A 17421-nucleotide genomic window follows, 5' to 3' on the forward strand; every position below is an offset into this window, starting at 1 on the left:
GGACAGATAAAACCAGTCGCCCTTTCAGATAAGAGTGGCAGGATGTGTCTTTAAACTATAATCCCGACTTTTTCGTAGGGACATGGACAGCCTTATGTCTGCCAGTTATCGCGATGCCGTGCGTGCAGCGCTGCTCTACCTACTGATTTCCGTCATCTGGATGCTGTTCAGTGGCTATTTATTGAGCAGTTTATTCGATAACTCGGCCGAGCGCTTACGCTGGCAACTGATCAACGGTTATGCCTGGGTGGTGGTGACCGCCGGCTTGATCTTCATGGCGCGGACGCGATTGTTGCGTTGCCTGGGTGTCGACGCGAAATTGCCCGAACGAAGTGAAGACCGCGAGCGTCTGCGCCAGGCGGCCGCCGTGTTCGATTGCACCCGTGAAGGCGTGTTGGTCACCGATCACCAGGGGCTGATCGTGCATGTGAACCGCGCCTTCATGGCGATCACCGGCTATCAGCGTGAAGAAGTGCTGGGGCATCAACCCAGTCTGTTCAAGTCAGGGCATCATCCACCGGCCTTCTATCAGGCGATGTTCGCCACCCTCAACAGCGTCGGCGAGTGGAGCGGCGAAATCTGGAACCGGCGCAAAAGCGGCGAAATCTATCCGCAATGGCAGACCATTCGCATGATTCACGACGACCTGGGGCGTTGCAGTCATTTCGTGGCGGTATTTTCCGATATCAGCGCCATCAAGGACTCGGAAAACGAACTGAGGCACCTGGCCCATCACGATCCGCTTACCGGCCTGCCCAATCGCCTGCTGTTCACCGACCGTGCCACGCATGCCCTGGCGTCGGCGCAGATCCACAAGCGGGGTTGCGCGTTGCTGATGATCGATCTGGATCACTTCGTGATGATCAACGACAGCCTTGGGCACTCGATCGGTGACCAAGTACTCAAGGCGGTGGCCGAACGCCTGACTGCGATGCTCGACCCCGCTATCACCTTGGCGCGCCTGGGTGGTGATGAGTTCGCCGTGCTGGCCGAGAGCTGTCCGCAATTGATGCAGGCCGCGGCGCTGGCCCAGCGGATCATCGAGGGCCTCAAGGAGCCTTTCGATATCCACGGGCATCGGCTGTTCATCAACGCCAGCATCGGTATCAGCCTGTTCCCCAGTGACGCCTTGAGTGCCGAGCAGTTGTTGCGCAACGCCGACTCGGCGCTGTTCAAGGCCAAGAGCGGCGGGCGTGATGGCTATGCCCTTTACACCGAAGCGTTGACGGCCCAGGCCCGGCAGCGGGTCGAGATCGCTTCTGAACTGCGCAGGGCCCTTGAACAAGACGAGCTGCGGGTGTTTTACCAGCCAGTTCACGATCTCAAGAGTGGTCGCCTGGTCGGCGTCGAGGCGCTGGTGCGCTGGGAGCATCCGCAGCGCGGTCTGGTGTCTCCGGCGCAATTCATTCCGGTTGCCGAACGAACCGGGCTTATCGCCCGGATCGATGCCTGGGTGATGCGCCAGGCCTGCCAGCAGATGTGCCAGTGGCAACAGGCGGGCGTGAAGCTGTCGTTTGTCGCGGTGAATGTTTCATCGCGACTGTTCGCCGGCCGCGAGCTGTACCAGCAAGTGGCTCAGGTGCTGCGCGAAACCGGCCTGGACCCGGACTGCCTGGAGCTGGAAGTCACCGAGAGCGCGGTGATGGAAGATCCGGAGGTCGCGCTTGAGCACATGCACCGGCTACGGGAATTGGGTGTGCGGCTGGCCATCGATGATTTCGGCACGGGTTATTCGTCGCTGTTGCGGCTCAAGCGCTTGCCGGTACAGAAACTCAAGATCGACCAGGGTTTTGTCGCCGGGTTGCCGAGGGACGAGGACGACGCGGCCATTGTACGGGTCATCATCGCCCTGGCGCAGAGCATGGGCCTGCAGGTACAAGCCGAGGGCATCGAGCAGGTCGAACAGGCGGCGTTTCTGCTCGAGCATGGCAGTGATCTGGGGCAGGGTTACTGGTTTGGGCGGCCGGTGCCAGCAACGGAGCTGGATTGGACCCTGTAGGAGCTGCCGCAGGCTGCGATCTTTTGATCTTCAACGCCGCAAACCCTTGTCCCACCAAATAATGTCTTCTGGTTATATAAACATTCTTAAATAGTCTTTTTAAGAATATCCGCGCCTCTCTACTATTGGTCTCACGCCGCATGCAGTGCCGCCACTGCCAGGCAACCTCTAAGTCGAAGGAGCAGCACCATGAGCGCATCTCTACGTAGCGTTGACGGCCAGGACGAAGCAACCATCCTGCGCGAAATCCAGAGCGCCCTGCGCGATCTGCGTTTTGGCGCGGTGGAGATCACCGTGCACAACGCCCAGGTGGTCCAGATCGAACGCAAGGAAAAATTCCGCTTGCAGCAACCGGGGAACAAACCGGCCTGAAGCGATTTTTTTGAACCGACACCGCGATCCCAGAAATCCATAAGAACTAGCCAACACAATTAGAATTCCAGGAGCTTTCACCATGTCGTCGATTCGCCATTTCGCTTTGGCCGCCCTGGCCAGCGCCCTGTTTGCCGGTTCTGCGGTCGCCAAGGATTACGAACTGCTCAACGTGTCGTACGACCCGACCCGCGAGCTCTACCAGGATTACAACGCTGAATTCGTCAATTTCTGGAAGAAAAGTAATCCCGGCGACAGCGTGAAAATCCAGCAATCCCACGGTGGCTCGGGTAAACAGGGCCGGGCGGTGATCGACGGCCTGCGCGCCGACGTGGTGACCCTGGCCCTGGCCGGTGACATCGACGAAATCGCCAAACTCGGCAAGACCCTGCCGGCGGACTGGCAGAAGCGTCTGCCGGAAGCCAGCACGCCGTACACCTCGACCATCGTGTTCCTGGTGCGCAAGGGCAACCCTAAAGGCATCAAGGACTGGGGCGACCTGGTCAAGAACGACGTGTCGGTGATCACCCCGAACCCGAAAACCTCAGGCGGTGCGCGCTGGAACTTCCTCGCCGCCTGGGCCTATGGCCTGAAAGCAAATGGCGGTGACGAAGCCAAGGCCAAGGAATACGTGCAAACCCTGTTCAAGCACGTGCCAGTGCTGGACACCGGTGCTCGCGGTTCGACCATTACCTTCGTCAACAACGGTCAGGGTGACGTGTTGCTGGCGTGGGAAAACGAAGCGTTCCTGGCCCTGAAAGAAGATGGCGGCGCCGACAAGTTCGAAATTGTCGTGCCTTCGCTGTCGATCCTTGCCGAGCCGCCAGTGGCGGTGGTCGACAAGAACGCCGAGAAGAAGGGCAACGAGCAGATCGCCGAAGCCTACCTCAAGCACCTTTACAGCCCGGCGGGCCAGGAAATTGCGGCTAAAAACTTCTATCGTCCACGGGACAAGGAAGTCGCCTCGAAATACGCCCAGCAGTTCCCGAAACTGGACCTGGTGACCATCGACAAAGACTTCGGCGGCTGGAAAACCGCGCAGCCGAAATTCTTCAACGACGGCGGCGTATTCGACCAGATCTACCAGGCGCAGTAATCTTAAATAGCCATCAAGGAGCCTCGAATCGCGATTCGAGGCTTTGTGCATTCTCAACCAGGGACTTTTATGTCGCGTCGTATCTCCCCCGTCATACCCGGCTTCGGGCTGACGCTGGGCTACACCTTGGTGTACCTCAGCCTGATTGTGCTTATACCACTGGCGGCGATGTTCGTGCATGCCGCTCAACTCACCTGGGATCAGTTCTGGGCAATCATCTCGGCGCCAAGGGTGCTGGCGGCGTTGAAGCTGAGCTTCGGCACCGCCCTGTACGCGGCGATCATCAACGGCATCATCGGCACGCTGCTGGCCTGGGTGCTGGTGCGCTATACCTTCCCGGGACGCAAGATCATCGATGCGATGATCGATTTGCCCTTCGCATTGCCCACCGCCGTGGCCGGTATTGCGCTGACCGCGCTGTACACCCCAACCGGCCTGGTGGGTCAGTTTGCGGCGGATCTGGGTTTCAAGATCGCCTACACCCCCCTGGGCATCACCCTTGCCCTCACTTTTGTGACACTTCCATTCGTAGTACGTACCGTACAGCCCGTGCTGGCCGATATTCCCCGTGAAGTGGAAGAAGCGGCGGCGTGCCTGGGTGCAAAACCGTTGCAGGTGTTCCGTCATATCCTGGTGCCGGCATTGCTTCCGGCCTGGTTGACCGGTTTTGCCCTGGCCTTTGCCCGCGGGGTCGGCGAGTACGGTTCAGTGATTTTCATCGCCGGTAACATGCCGATGAAAACCGAGATCCTGCCGCTGCTGATCATGGTCAAGCTGGACCAGTACGATTACACCGGCGCTACCTCCATTGGTGTACTGATGCTGGTGGTTTCCTTCATTCTGTTGCTGCTGATCAACTTGCTGCAGCGGCGCATCGAAACCCCATAGGGAGGCGCGAACAATGTCCCAATCGTCTATTGCTGCCGCCTCTTCGGCCAACGCTGCCCGCCGTGGCAGCGCGACCTCGCGGCGAATCCTGATCGGCCTTGGCTGGCTGATTTTTGCGCTGTTCCTGTTGCTGCCGCTGTTCATCGTGGTGTCCCAGGGTTTGAAAAACGGCCTGGGTGCGTTCTTCACCGCGATCTTCGAACCCGACGCACTGTCGGCTCTGAAGCTGACGTTGATTGCCGTACTGATTTCGGTGCCGTTGAACCTGGTGTTCGGCGTCAGTGCCGCGTGGTGCGTGAGCAAGTACTCGTTCCGCGGCAAGAGCATGCTGGTGACCCTGATCGACCTGCCGTTCTCGGTATCGCCGGTCATCGCCGGCCTGGTCTATGTGTTGATGTTCGGCGCCCAGGGCCTGTTCGGCCCGTGGTTGCAGGACCACGACATCCAGATCGTCTTCGCCTTGCCAGGCATCGTGCTGGCGACGATATTCGTCACCGTGCCGTTCGTGGCCCGTGAGCTGATCCCGCTGATGCAGGAGCAGGGCACCCAGGAAGAGGAGGCCGCGCGCTTGCTCGGGGCCAATGGCTGGCAGATGTTCTGGCACGTCACCGTACCCAACATCAAATGGGGCCTGATCTACGGCGTGGTGCTCTGTACCGCGCGGGCCATGGGTGAATTCGGTGCGGTGTCGGTGGTTTCCGGGCACATTCGCGGGGTGACCAACACCTTGCCGCTGCACGTCGAGATCCTCTACAACGAATACAACCACGTGGCCGCGTTCGCCGTGGCGAGCCTGTTGCTGATCCTGGCGCTCTTCATCCTGCTGCTCAAGCAGTGGAGCGAAAACCGTATCAACCGCCTGCGCGCCAGCGCCGCGGAGGAATAATTCATGTCGATCGAAGTGCGTAACGTCAGCAAGAATTTCAATGCGTTCAAGGCCCTGGACAACATCAGCCTGGACATCCAGAGCGGCGAACTGGTCGCGCTGCTCGGCCCGTCGGGCTGCGGCAAGACCACGTTGCTGCGGATCATCGCCGGCCTGGAAACCCCGGATCAGGGCAATATCGTGTTCCACGGCGAAGACGTTTCCGGCCACGACGTGCGTGATCGCAACGTCGGTTTCGTGTTCCAGCACTACGCTTTGTTCCGCCACATGACAGTGTTCGACAACGTCGCGTTCGGCCTGCGCATGAAGCCGAAAAACCAGCGCCCGAGCGAAAGCCAGATCGCGACCAAGGTGCACGAACTGCTGAACATGGTGCAGCTGGATTGGCTGTCGGATCGTTATCCGGAACAACTGTCCGGTGGCCAGCGTCAGCGTATCGCCCTGGCCCGTGCCCTGGCGGTGGAGCCGAAAGTGCTGCTGCTCGACGAACCCTTCGGCGCCCTCGACGCCAAGGTTCGTAAAGAGCTGCGTCGCTGGTTGGCGCGTCTGCACGAAGACATCAACCTGACGTCCGTTTTCGTGACCCACGACCAGGAAGAAGCGATGGAAGTCGCCGACCGCATCGTGGTGATGAACAAGGGCGTGATCGAGCAGATCGGCGCACCGGGTGACGTCTACGAAAATCCAGCCAGCGATTTCGTTTATCACTTCCTCGGTGATTCGAACCGTCTGCACCTGGGCGAAGACAATCATGTGCTGTTCCGTCCGCACGAGGTGTCGCTGTCGCGCCATGAACTGGAAGATCACCACGCCGCGCAAGTGCGCGATATACGTCCGTTGGGTGCGACGACGCGGGTGACGCTGAAGGTCGAAGGCCAGAGTGATCTGATCGAAGCCGAAGTGGTCAAGGATCACGACAGCCTGATCGGGTTGGCCAAGGGCGAGACGCTGTTCTTCAAGCCGAAGGTCTGGCAGAAGGTCGCCAACCTCTGACCTGTAGGAGCTGGCTTGCCAGCGATCAACGATGACGCGGTGTGTCATACACACCGCTTTCGCCGGCAAGCCAGCTCCTACAGATCCGCTCAGGCCGCCGCTTTGTTTGGATTGACCCGCACACCCCCCGCCCGCGCCTCGATCTGCTCTTTCAGCTCATGCCGCAACCCGAGCAAAAACGCCAACTCAACCACCACAAACAACGGCCCGACAATCAACCCCGTCACATCATCGACAAACGCCGGTTTGCGCCCTTCATAGTGGTGACCGACAAACTGGATAACCCAGCCAATCACAAACATCGCCACGCCACTGCTCAACCAGACCAGCGTGCTTTGCTGCGCCAGGACCTGGCCCGCCCAAATGCACAGCCCCAGCAGCGCCGTCATCAACACCCCAAGGCGCAACTCCAGGCGCAGGTAGAACCACGCCGACGCCAGCGCGACCAGCACCGCCGGTGAAAGCCAACCCCCAGCCCATTGCGGACGAGACAGCAACACCGCCACCGCCACCACAATCAACGGGATACCAATGAAGTGGGTGGCAATGTTGCGCGGATCGCGGTGGTAGGCGGCGTATTGACTGAGATGATCAACGAGGCTTTTTTTCATTGTTGTTCCTCCTGTAGGGTGCACGATCATGCCTCGGGGCCATTCATTGCTCTGTCAGCCAGGCGACAATCTCTAGGAGTTTTCATGGATATGCAGGACTGGCGGCCACGCCTGTTGCGCGGCCAATGGTTCAGCCATTTGCCTGCTTCCCTACAGGATAGTCTGCTGGACGCCGCCAGGGTGCGGCGCTTATCAGCCGGTCAGCGCCTGTTCCAGCGCGGCGATCCGCCCTGTGGCCTGTACGCGGTGCTCGAAGGCGCGGTGCGTATAGGCGCCGTGAACGAGCAGGGCAAAGAGGCGTTGCTGAGCCTGGTGGAAGCGCCGCACTGGTTTGGCGAAATCTGCCTGTTCGATGGCCAGGCGCGTACCCACGACGCCTTTGGACTGGGCCCGTGCACGCTGTTGCACATACCGCATATCGCCCTGCTCACGTTGCTCGATGAACAGCCGGTGTACTGGCGGCAACTGGCGCTGCTGATGAGTCAGAAACTGCGCCTGACCTTCATCAATCTCGAACAGCTGAGCCTGATGCCGGCCCCGGTGCGGCTGGCCCATCGCTTGCTGATGATCGCCGAAGGGTACGGCGAAATCGACGAACCACGCCGCGTCCTGCAGTTGCCGCAGGAGCAGCTTGCTTCGATGTTGTCGCTGTCACGGCAGACCACCAACCAGATCCTCAAGGATTTGCAGGGGCAGGGGATATTGAATCTGGGGTATGGCGAAATTGAAATCCTCGATGTTCAGCGGTTGCGGGCGTTAGTTGCCGTTTAATGGTGGGCTTTACCCGCAAACGCGCCTAGCCTGTCGGAACGACAATCGAGGTGTGCCATGCGTGTATTGCTAGTGGAAGACGAACCCGGACTCGCCAGGCATCTGGCCGATGGCCTGAGCGAAGCGAGCTATGCGGTGGATGTGGCAGTCAACGGTATGGACGGCCGGCGCTTCATCGAGGCGGGCGAGTATGAGCTGATCATCCTCGACGTCATGCTGCCTGGGCTCAATGGTTGGCAGTTGCTGCAACAGATCCGCAAGCTCGGTGAGACCCCAGTGCTCCTGCTCACTACCAAGGATGGTATCGAGGATCGCCTGCGCGGCTTGGAGTTGCACGAGGATGATTACCTGCTCAAGCCCTTTGCCGTGAGTGAACTGGTGGCGCGGGTGCGCAAGTTGTTGCGGCGGGGTCAGGGGCGCTGAAGTTTTCAGGCGCTTAAAAAAACCAGCTGGACTTAGTCTTTAAACTGCACTAAATACAATGCATATTCCACATTTCGTGGTGCTTTGCACGGTATACGATGCAGGTCGATAAATGGAAAACCTTGGTGAACTGATCCGCTCACTGCGTAAAGAGCAAAAGCTTTCCCAGCAGGTACTGGGAAAACAGTACGGAATGAGCCGCTCCACGATTTCTGGAATCGAGAACAACACGATCTCCGAAATCGGTCTGCGCAAGGTTGAGGCGATCCTCAACGGGTTCGGCTATGAGCTCATCGCCGTGCCTCGTCAGGCGCAGCGTCCAACGCTGGACTCTCTGAAGAAGGCAAACTTCCATGGCTGAGCCGCAGGAGCAGGACCGGCTATATATCAGTGTCTCGGGAGCCGTGGCCGGCACGCTCGGGCGTGGTCAGTCGCGCAGTGATTCGGTTTTTACCTATGCCGACAGCACGCAGGAAGAAAACGCGGTTTCGTTGACCATGCCGGCTCGTCTCGAAAGCTACACGTGGGAACGAGGTGTTCCGCCAATTTTCGAAATGAACTTGCCAGAGGGAGCTCTGCGCGAAGAGTTGGTTCGTCGGTTCAGTAAAGCGGTCAGGGGTTTCGATGATTTTACGATGCTGGCGATCGTTGGTCCGTACCAGCTCGGTCGAGTGGCAATTGCAAACGCGCAGGATGCGAGCGACCGTCCACCCGAAACCAGCCTCGCGGACCTGCTGGTTCACGACGGTGCGCAAGGTTTGTTCGATGATTTATTGCGCACGTATGGCCAATACTCGGGCGTCTCCGGCGTGCAGCCCAAGGTGCTTGTCCGTGATAGTGCGACGACTGTCGACCGGTTGACTCATCGAGGCGCGACGCACCTGGTCAAGTCCTTCCGTCCCGAGGAATACCCTGAGCTTGCGGCCAACGAGTATTTTTGCATGCGGGCCGCCTTGCACTCGGGCCTTGAAGTCCCGAAGTTCGAACTTAGCGAACATGGCAAATTCCTGGTCGTCGAACGTTTCGATCTGAATGAGCGAGGTTACTTGGGGTTCGAGGATTTCTGCGTCCTGAATGCCTGGCCTTCGAAGGCTAAATACGATGGTTCATACGAAGGTGCCGCAAGGCAGATAAGAGCATTCGTCTCCCCGCCATTGCTCAACCATGCGTTGGAGTCTTTTTTCAAGATTGTTGCGCTCTCGTCCGGCCTGAAAAATGGCGATGCTCACCTCAAGAACTTCGGTGTGCTGTACGAGGATTGTGGTACGGATGCGCAAATCAACCTCGCTCCCGCCTACGACATCGTGACCACTTCGGTCTACATCAAGAACGACAGTATGGCGTTGTTGCTAGGCGGGTCAAAAGCATGGCCCAAGTACAAAATGCTGATGCGCTTTGGCCGGTCGGCCTGCAATCTGACCGAGGGACGCTGTAATGAGCTGTTGCAGCAAGTCGCACATGGCATGGACATGGCAATGACGGAGATGGCGGACCACATCAAGGGCAATCGTCACTTTGCGAGCGTTGGCGAAGCGCTGATGGAACAGTGGAAATCAGGTATGGCCCGCAGTCTTGTGAAGAGCTGATCAGCGCAACCCATCGCGAAACTGCCCCGGCGTGATCCCCGTCCAGCGCTTGAACGCACGGCTGAAACTGCTGGTATCGGCAAACCCCAGCAAGTAGCTGATTTCGCTCAACGAGCATTGCGGATCACGCAGGTGCAGCAACGCCAGGTTTTCGCGGCTTTCGTTGAGCAGCGTATCGAACCGACAACCCTCATCCGCCAGGTGCCGTTGCAGGCTGCGCAGGCTCAGGTGCAGTGCCTTGGCGATGTGTTCGGCACTGGGTTCGCCTTCCGGCAGTTGCTCTTCGATGGCGTCGCGGACCTTGCGCTCCCAGGTCAGCGGCTTGAGTTGCGCCAGGGTGCGGTTGAGCACGGCTTCGTTGTGTTCGGCCAGTTCCGGGTTGGCGTCGTCCAGGTGACTGTCAAAATCCGCCAGCGCGAACTCCAACCGATCCTCCCCGGTGGCGAAATACACCGGTGAGCGAAAGACCTTGTGCCATTGATGCGGGTCCGCCGGCTCAGGACGACGCAAGTACACCGCCAGCGGTGCATAGTCGCGGCCCAGGCGGTTGCGGCAGGTGCGCACATAAATCGCCACGAAGGCGTCGATGGCCTCATAGGCCGGGGCCGGATTGCCTGGCGGAATCCTCAGGTGGAAACAGTAGCGGTCTTCGCCGCGGGTCAGTTCCAGTTCCAGGGCGTCACTGACCACCTGGTGATAACGCACGATGCGTTCGAAGACTTCCCGCAGGCTGCCGCTGGCCACCAGCGCATACCCGAGTGCGTGAAAGGTGGTGGGGCTGACGAAGCGCGAGACGCGCAAGCCGATCGCCGGGTCGCCGCTGACCTGCACCGCGATTTCCCACAGGCGCGTGGTTCCGGACAACGGATAACGGGCGTTGGGGTCGTCCATCAGTTGCGGATCGAGCCCGGCTTGCTGGCACAGGGCAGTGCTGTCGAGGCCCAGGGCGTCGAGTTGCTTGCGCAGGGCGCGGGTCCAGCTGGCGAGGGAGGTCGGTTCAGTCATGCTGATTGGCGCTTCCGGTCAACAGGTTGGCGTTCTCGGCTACCGCTCCAGGCATATGAAGCGGGCAGGATGCGAACATCAATAACCAGAGGATGGAAGCATGCAAGGTACTTCTGCAAGTCCCCAGCGACTGAATGCTGCTCAGCGATCTGCACATATTCGCGAAGTGGTGCTGGCCAAGGGTGTCGAACTTCGCCAGCGCTACCCGGTTCTCAATCATCAGGACGCCTTGGGCGCAGGCATTCTGGCCTTCGCCCTGGCCGGCATGATCGGTTCGGCGGCGCTCTACATCGAGGGTTACATGGCGTGGTGGGTGTGCTTGCTGCTCAATGCTTTTTTCGCGTCCTTGACCCACGAACTCGAGCACGACCTGATTCACAGCATGTACTTTCGCAAGCAGCGGCTGCCGCACAACCTGATGATGGGGCTGGTCTGGCTGGCGCGTCCGAGCACAATCAATCCATGGATTCGTCGACACCTGCACCTCAATCACCACAAGGTGTCCGGCACCGAGACCGACATGGAAGAACGCGCCATCACCAACGGCGAGCCTTGGGGATTCGCGCGGTTGTTGATGATTGGCGACAACATGATGTCGTCGTTCATTCGCATGCTGCGGGCCAGGACCTGGGCGCAAAAGTTCAGCATCATCCACCGCACCCTGAAGGTCTACGCGCCACTGGCGCTGATGCATTGGGGCGCGTGGTACGTGTTTCTCGGCTTCCACGCCGCGAACGGCATCGCCTACCTGATGGGCACGCCGATCGAGTGGTCGGCAACCACGCTGTCGGTGATGAACGTGATCGATATCGCCGCGGTGGTGATCATCGGCCCGAACGTTTTGCGCACGTTCTGCCTGCACTTCATCAGCTCCAACATGCACTACTACGGCGACATCGAGCCGGGCAACGTGATGCAGCAGTGCCAGGTGCTGAACGCCTGGTGGCTGTGGCCGTTGCAGGCGTTCTGCTTCAACTTCGGCAGCAGCCATGGGATTCATCACTTTGTGGTGAAGGAGCCGTTCTACATCCGCCAGATGACTGTGCCGATGGCGCATAGGGTGATGCGGGAGATGGGGGTGCGGTTCAATGATTTCGGGACGTTTGCGCGGGCGAACCGGTTTGTGCGTAAGGATGTTGCAGCGCGAGAAGAGGTGCGTGCGGCGCAGGCTTAATGGTTGACTGAGAGGAGGCCTTCGCGAGCAAGCCCGCTCCCACAGTGGATCTTCAGCGTTCGCAAAATTTGTGAACAACCGAGATCAAATGTGGGAGCGGGCTTGCTCGCGAAGAGGCCGGTTTAGGCAACCTCAATCCGGCTGAAACGGCGACTCACTCAATATCACCCCGGTCTCATCCACATAGTTCTGCCAATGCTCGATCAACAGGTTGAGCTTGGCAGGCTGACTCAACGCCAGGTCATGAATCTCCCCCGGATCGCTGCCCAGATCATAAAGCTGCCAGGTCGCCGGCCCCACCGGCCCCGGGATGTAGACGGCTTTCCATTGCCCCTGGCGAATCGCTCGCCGCCCGAACAACTCCCAACCCGTCACGGTGTGCTCGTCATGCACTTGCGCCGTTTCGCCCGATAGAAACCCCAGCCACGACTTGCCGCGCAACGGTGCCACTGGCTTACCGCGCCATTGCTTGCCCGGATGGCGCACCCCGGCGAGGTCGAGAATGGTCGGCGTGATGTCCATCACAGTGCCGAACCCATGGCTGATCTGCCCCTTGAGCGGCAGTTGCGGGTAGTGCACCAGCGCGGGCACCCGAATCCCGCCTTCGGTGGTGAACGCCTTGAACAGCCGCGAAGGCGCGGTCGCCACTTGCGCCCAGTTCGGCCCGTACCAGACGTAGGAATTGGCGCGGCCGATGTTGTCCAGGCTGTTGTCGTAATGCTGGTTGAGGTAGGTCATCAACTCAGGGCCGAACTTCGGGAAGGCTTCCAGCAGCGCACCTTCGGCGCCGTTATCGGACATGAACAGGATGAACGTGTTGTCCAGTTGGCCCTGGTTACGCAGGTAGTCGACGACGCGACCGATGTTCCAGTCCATGCGCTCGACCATCGCCGCATACACCTCCATGGCCCGTGCGGAAATCTGCCGTTGTTCGTCGCTCAAGGCGTCCCATTGGGCGCTGAGCTGGATCAGCGGATGCGGCTCGACATCCGCCTCGATCAGCCCCAGGGCCTTGAGTTTTTCCAGGCGCTCCAGGCGCAACACTTCGGGACCGGCGTCATAGCGGCCGCGGTATTTCTCGACCACCTCCGCAGGCGCTTGCAACGGCCAGTGCGGCGCGGAAAACGGCAGGTAAGCGAAGAACGGCCGGGTCTGATCGCGCTCCTTGAGGTATTGCAGCAGCTTGTCGCCGAAGGCATCGGAGGAATAGAAAACCTTCGGAAGTTCGTCGATGAATTTATCGTCTTCGATGTACAGTGCCGGGGTGGATTTCAACAGGCCCGGCGTGTGTTCGTCATAGGTCGGTTCGAAGCCGTAATGGTTGGCGGCGCCCGGCAGCAGCGAGAACGAACGCTCGAAACCACGGGCATGGGGCGCCAGTTCGGCGGTCAGGCCCAGGTGCCATTTGCCGCTCATCAACGTCTGGTAACCGGCCTCGCGCAGCAGCTCGGGCAAGGCGGCGACGCGATCGTTCAGGTAGCCCTCGTAACCAGGCTTGCCGATCAGGTCCGGGGTCAGGGCTTCGGCCATGGTGCCGATGCCGGCGATGTGGTGATCGGTGCCGGTCAGCAGCATCGAACGCGTCGGCGAGCAGGTCGGTGCAGTGTGGAAATCGGTCAGGCGCAGGCCGTTGTTGGCCAGGGCGTCGAGGTTCGGCGTGGCGATCTCTCCGCCGAATGCGCCGATATCGGAAAAGCCCAGGTCATCGGCCAGGATCACCAGAAAGTTGGGACGTTGCGGCATCAAGAATCTCCTGTTCAGCAGGCAATGAAAGACAGTGGCAAATCACGCACCTGCACCGGCACAGGCGGTTGGTAGTGATCGTCGCTGGTGAGTTCGTGCAGCAGCTCTTCGCGCAGCTGGTGGAAGTCGAAACTGCTGCGCAGGCGCGGATGGGGCAGGGCGATGTCGACCACTTTTTTGATGCGCCCGGGACGCGGCTCCATCACCACCACGCGGTCGGCGAGGAAAATCGCTTCCTCGACATCGTGGGTGACCAGAATCGTGGTGATTTTGGCCCGCGCACGGATCGCCAGCAGTTCGTCCTGCATCTGCTGGCGGGTCAGGGCATCGAGGGCGCCGAAGGGTTCGTCCAGCAGCAGAATCCGTGGGCTGGCCACCAGGCCGCGAGCGATCGCCACCCGTTGCGCCATGCCGCCGGAGAGCTGGTGTGGATAAGCGCGGCTGAAGTCGCGCAGGCCCACCAGGTCAATGAAATCGCTGATGCGCTTGTGCTTTTGCTCAGCACTCAACGGCTCGTTGACCAGGCCCAGGCCGATGTTGTCGGCCACCGTCAGCCAGGGGAACAGGCGGTGCTCCTGAAAGACGATGCCGCGTTCGCCGCCGATGCCGGTGACGGCCTGGCCGTCGACGCTGATCTGCCCACGAAACTGCGTATCGAGGCCCACCAGCAGCCGCAGCAACGTGGATTTTCCACAGCCGCTGGAGCCGACAATCGCGACGAATTCGCCCTCGGCAATGTCCAGGTTGAATTCGCGGATGGCCTCCAGTTCAAAGCCGTCGACGTCGAAGGTTTTGCCTACGTGGTTGAAGCTGACGATGGGTGCGTTCATGCGTGTCTCCAGCGGGTGGCGCGGGTTTCGAGGCGTTGGCCAATGAGGTTGAGCAGGGCGCCGGTGAGGCCGACCAGCAACATGCCGGCCATGATCAGGTCCATTCGCAGCAGTTGTTGGGCGCCGATCATCTGGCTGCCGATGCCGCCGTTGGACGGCATGAAATATTCGGCGCCGATGGTGCCCAGCCAGGCGTAGATCAGGCTCAGCCTCAGGCCGGCGAAAATCCCTGGCGCTGCGCCCGGCAGAACCAGGCGGGCGAGGCGTTGCCGCAGATTCAGACGCAGCACTCGGGCGGCCTCGTTCAGTTGTGGCGAGAGGTTGGCGACGCTGCGTTGGGTGGCGATGAACAACGGGAAAAACGCGGCGAGGGCGACGAAGACCCACTTGGCCAGTTCCCCAAGGCCGAACCAGGCGGTGAGCAGCGGCACCCAGGCGAAAATCGCGATCTGGCGCAGCGCGGCGAGGGTTGGGCCGAGGACTCGTTCACTGGCGCGAGAAAGTCCGAGTAGCAAGCCCAGCGCGAAACCGAGGCCGCCGCCGAGCAATAGACCGCCAAGGGTGCGCCCCAGGCTCAGCGCCATGCCGCTGATCAGCGTGCCGTCGAGTAAACCGTTCCAAGTGGTCTCCAGCACTGTCAGCGGGCTGATCAGAATGTTGGCGTCCACCCATTGCTGATTCGTCGCCAGTTGCCACAGCAGTAGCAACGCCAGCGGCAGCAACCAGGGCTGCAGGCGTTGCCAACCTTGATATTTAGGGCCACGGCGAATTTCGGCCGTGGCCGGGTGCGGCCAGTGCACCAGTTTTTTGTCCAGCAGGCCGATGCCGCGATCCATGGCCACACCGATCAAGCCGATCACCACGATGCACACAAATACGATGTCGAGCATGAACAACTGCCGCGCCCAGACCATCAGGTAACCGATGCCTTCGCTGGAGGCGAGCAGTTCGACGGCGAGCAATGAGGTCCAGCCAGCGGCCAGTGCCAGGCGCACACCGGCCATGAACGCCGGCAAGGCGGCGGGCAGCACCAGGCGGCGGATCAACAAGCGTGGCGGCAGGCGCAGCACCGCGGCTGCTTCCCGCAATTTGGGTTGTGCATCACGTACGCCCACCAACGTGTGCAGGGTCACCGGCACCACGATGGCCTTGATCAGCACCACCAGTTTCAATACTTCGCCGATGCCGAAAAACACCATGAACAGTGGAATCCACGCCAGCGTCGGGACTTGCGCCAACCCGGCGAATGTCGGGAACGCCAGGCGTTCCAGTGTGCGGCTGAAACCCAGCGCCGCGCCCAATATGGCACCCGCCGTGATCCCCGCCAGCAGCCCCCAGAACAGACGTTGCAGGCTGATCCACAGATGGCTCCACAGCTCGGCGTGGGACAGTTCCAGCGCGCTGTTCCAGACCAGCGAAGGCGGCGGCAGGATCTGTTCACTCATCCACTGATTGCGGCTGGCCAGCCACCACAGTGCGAACAGGCTCAGGGGCAGCAGCCAAGGCAACAGGCGTTGGTTCAGTGTTGGCCATAACCGCCGGCCGTTGAGCGGCGGCGCTGCCAGCGGCAGGCTGAGAAGGGAAACACGGGCCATGGACGACCTCCGTTGTCGGGTTGCAATACGGCCTGCCTTTTGTGGGAACGGGCTTGCTCGCGAAGACGGCGTGTCAGGCAATGACTTATCGATTGATCCATCGCCTTCGCGAGCAAGCCCGCTCCCACAGGGTTTTAGGTTGTATGCAAAATTGTTCTATAAAATTTCAAATCAATTCTATTGGGAGATAAGCAGGACCATTTAAGGCCTCCAGCCAATACGCATCCAATGCATTCGAAGAATATTTTCGATGCTGCTCATGCATATCGCTCCACGCGCCCCGTACTGGCTCGCTTAGCTCTAAAAGATATAAAAATGTGAATTTATAGTATTTAAGTGTAGGTCACGATTCAGCCTACTTTCAGCTCCTCAACGCTGTCGCCCAGGAGCCGCACCCATGAACATTCCCTTCAAACGCGTCATCAGCCTGATCGCCGTTCCGGCCTTGGCGGGCTTGCTGGCATTCACCGCCCAGGCCGCCGAACTCAAGGAAATCCGCATCGCCGTACCCGACCTCAGCGCCGGCACTCAACACAGTGCAGGCGGCGTGGTGGACGTGCTGCGCGATCAACAGATCTACGAAAAGGCCTTCGCTGACCAGGGCATCAAGATTCAGTGGAATTTCTTCAAGGGCGCGGGCCCGGTGATCAACGAAGCCTTCGCCAACGATCAGGTCGACCTGGCGTATCTGGGCGACCTGGCGGCGATCATCGGCAAGTCCAATGGCCTGGATACCCGGGTGCTGAGTGCCTCGGCGCGCGGGGTCAAGCATTACCTCGGCGTGGTGCCGGGTTCGGGGATCAAGACCCTGCAGGACCTCAAGGGCAAACGCGTTGCGATCTTTCGCGGCACCGCCAGCCAGTTGTCGTTCGATGCGGCGCTGGCCAGCCAGGGGTTGAGCGAGAAGGATCTGAAAGTCATCAACCTGGATTTCAACGCTGCGGTTGCGGCACTCGCCGCTAAACAGATCGATGCGTCGTGGGGTGGTTCAAGTTTGACGGCGTTGCAAGCCAAGGGCTTGGCCGAGTTGCCGTTGAACACCAAGGATCTTGGCGGCGCGGGCAGTGTTCAGGCCGTATTGGTGGGCAACGGCAAGTTTGTCGATGAGCATCCCGAGGTGGTGACGAAATTGCTCAAGGCCCAGCAGCAGGCGGTGCAGTGGCTGACTCAGGACAGCAACAAGGAGGCGTACATTCAGTTGGTGTCGGGGCTGGCGAGTTATCCATCGGTGATTCTGACCGAGGATTTGAAGGACCAGAATTTGAGCGAGGTTTTCCCGTCGACCCTGGATCCGGTGTTCCTGGGTAAATTGCAGGATGCGGTGGATCTGGCTTCGCAGCAGAAGCTGATTCGCAAGGCGTTCAAGGTGAGCGATTGGGTGGCGCCTGAGTTGGCTGCGGCCAAGCTCTGAATCGTTGGTGTCAGAGCCGACGCCTTCGCTGGCAAGCC

General features: G+C 60.1%; 17 protein-coding genes. 12 read left to right on the top strand and 5 right to left on the bottom strand.

Annotated elements, in window-relative coordinates:
• Positions 1–94 precede the first annotated feature (94 nt).
• The 6 genes from dibA (at position 95) to NPS56_RS13445 (ending at position 6234) form a co-directional block, all read left to right on the top strand.
• On the top strand, positions 95–1999 hold the full coding sequence (gene dibA, locus NPS56_RS13420) for a phosphodiesterase DibA (protein WP_274075039.1): 1905 nt from the start codon (positions 95–97) through the stop codon (positions 1997–1999).
• Between the two features lie 189 nt (positions 2000–2188).
• Positions 2189–2371, top strand: coding sequence for a sulfur starvation response protein OscA (gene oscA / locus NPS56_RS13425; protein ID WP_274075040.1), 183 nt, complete (start codon positions 2189–2191; stop codon positions 2369–2371).
• Positions 2372–2453: 82 nt separating this feature from the next.
• On the top strand, positions 2454–3467 hold the full coding sequence (locus tag NPS56_RS13430) for a sulfate ABC transporter substrate-binding protein (RefSeq protein ID WP_274075041.1): 1014 nt from the start codon (positions 2454–2456) through the stop codon (positions 3465–3467).
• 69 nt (positions 3468–3536) lie between these two features.
• Positions 3537–4355 carry a sulfate ABC transporter permease subunit CysT gene (gene cysT, locus NPS56_RS13435; protein ID WP_034148416.1) on the top strand — a complete coding sequence of 273 codons (819 nt, stop codon included), beginning with the start codon at positions 3537–3539 and terminating at the stop codon, positions 4353–4355.
• Between the two features lie 13 nt (positions 4356–4368).
• Positions 4369–5241: a sulfate ABC transporter permease subunit CysW gene (gene cysW / locus NPS56_RS13440; RefSeq protein ID WP_274075042.1), complete on the top strand. Its 873-nt coding sequence runs from the start codon at positions 4369–4371 to the stop codon at positions 5239–5241.
• 3 nt (positions 5242–5244) lie between these two features.
• Positions 5245–6234 (top strand): sulfate/molybdate ABC transporter ATP-binding protein, encoded by a 990-nt coding sequence (locus NPS56_RS13445; RefSeq protein WP_274075043.1) that lies wholly within the window; start codon positions 5245–5247, stop codon positions 6232–6234.
• A gap of 89 nt (positions 6235–6323) precedes the next feature.
• On the opposite strand, the gene NPS56_RS13450 is transcribed toward NPS56_RS13445, so the two are convergent.
• Positions 6324–6845, bottom strand: a complete 522-nt coding sequence (locus NPS56_RS13450) for a DUF962 domain-containing protein (RefSeq protein WP_274075044.1) — start codon at positions 6843–6845, stop codon at positions 6324–6326.
• A gap of 84 nt (positions 6846–6929) precedes the next feature.
• Here NPS56_RS13450 and NPS56_RS13455 point away from each other — a divergent pair, with 84 nt between their 5' ends.
• The 4 genes from NPS56_RS13455 (at position 6930) to NPS56_RS13470 (ending at position 9625) form a co-directional block, all read left to right on the top strand.
• A complete protein-coding gene (locus tag NPS56_RS13455) occupies positions 6930–7616 on the top strand; it encodes a Crp/Fnr family transcriptional regulator (RefSeq protein ID WP_274075045.1) in 687 nt (228 codons plus the stop codon).
• A gap of 57 nt (positions 7617–7673) precedes the next feature.
• Positions 7674–8039 (top strand): response regulator, encoded by a 366-nt coding sequence (locus NPS56_RS13460; RefSeq protein WP_274075046.1) that lies wholly within the window; start codon positions 7674–7676, stop codon positions 8037–8039.
• Positions 8040–8151: 112 nt separating this feature from the next.
• Positions 8152–8400 (top strand): helix-turn-helix domain-containing protein, encoded by a 249-nt coding sequence (locus tag NPS56_RS13465; protein WP_274075047.1) that lies wholly within the window; start codon positions 8152–8154, stop codon positions 8398–8400.
• On the top strand, positions 8393–9625 hold the full coding sequence (locus NPS56_RS13470; RefSeq protein WP_274075048.1) for a type II toxin-antitoxin system HipA family toxin: 1233 nt from the start codon (positions 8393–8395) through the stop codon (positions 9623–9625). Before NPS56_RS13465 ends, NPS56_RS13470 begins: the two co-directional genes overlap by 8 nt.
• On the opposite strand, the gene NPS56_RS13475 is transcribed toward NPS56_RS13470, so the two are convergent.
• Positions 9626–10630 (bottom strand): AraC family transcriptional regulator, encoded by a 1005-nt coding sequence (locus NPS56_RS13475; protein WP_274075049.1) that lies wholly within the window; start codon positions 10628–10630, stop codon positions 9626–9628. It abuts the gene before it with no gap.
• Positions 10631–10730: 100 nt separating this feature from the next.
• Between NPS56_RS13475 and NPS56_RS13480 the strand changes: the two genes are divergently transcribed.
• The gene (locus NPS56_RS13480; protein ID WP_274075050.1) at positions 10731–11804 is read left to right on the top strand and encodes a fatty acid desaturase; all 1074 of its coding nucleotides are present in this window, start codon (positions 10731–10733) and stop codon (positions 11802–11804) included.
• Positions 11805–11936: 132 nt separating this feature from the next.
• On the opposite strand, the gene NPS56_RS13485 is transcribed toward NPS56_RS13480, so the two are convergent.
• The 3 genes from NPS56_RS13485 to NPS56_RS13495 are packed head-to-tail and all read right to left on the bottom strand — an operon-like array spanning position 11937 to position 15972.
• On the bottom strand, positions 11937–13547 hold the full coding sequence (locus NPS56_RS13485; RefSeq protein WP_274075051.1) for an arylsulfatase: 1611 nt from the start codon (positions 13545–13547) through the stop codon (positions 11937–11939).
• A 14-nt stretch (positions 13548–13561) separates the two neighbouring features.
• Positions 13562–14377: an ABC transporter ATP-binding protein gene (locus NPS56_RS13490; RefSeq protein WP_274075052.1), complete on the bottom strand. Its 816-nt coding sequence runs from the start codon at positions 14375–14377 to the stop codon at positions 13562–13564.
• The gene (locus tag NPS56_RS13495; RefSeq protein ID WP_274075053.1) at positions 14374–15972 is read right to left on the bottom strand and encodes an ABC transporter permease; all 1599 of its coding nucleotides are present in this window, start codon (positions 15970–15972) and stop codon (positions 14374–14376) included. Before NPS56_RS13495 ends, NPS56_RS13490 begins: the two co-directional genes overlap by 4 nt.
• A gap of 397 nt (positions 15973–16369) precedes the next feature.
• Here NPS56_RS13495 and NPS56_RS13500 point away from each other — a divergent pair, with 397 nt between their 5' ends.
• Positions 16370–17383 carry an ABC transporter substrate-binding protein gene (locus NPS56_RS13500; RefSeq protein WP_274075054.1) on the top strand — a complete coding sequence of 338 codons (1014 nt, stop codon included), beginning with the start codon at positions 16370–16372 and terminating at the stop codon, positions 17381–17383.
• Positions 17384–17421 lie beyond the last annotated feature (38 nt).

It is taken from the genome of Pseudomonas putida, assembly GCF_028682635.1.
In the GTDB taxonomy this organism is placed as follows: Bacteria; Pseudomonadota; Gammaproteobacteria; order Pseudomonadales; family Pseudomonadaceae; genus Aquipseudomonas; species Aquipseudomonas putida_AE.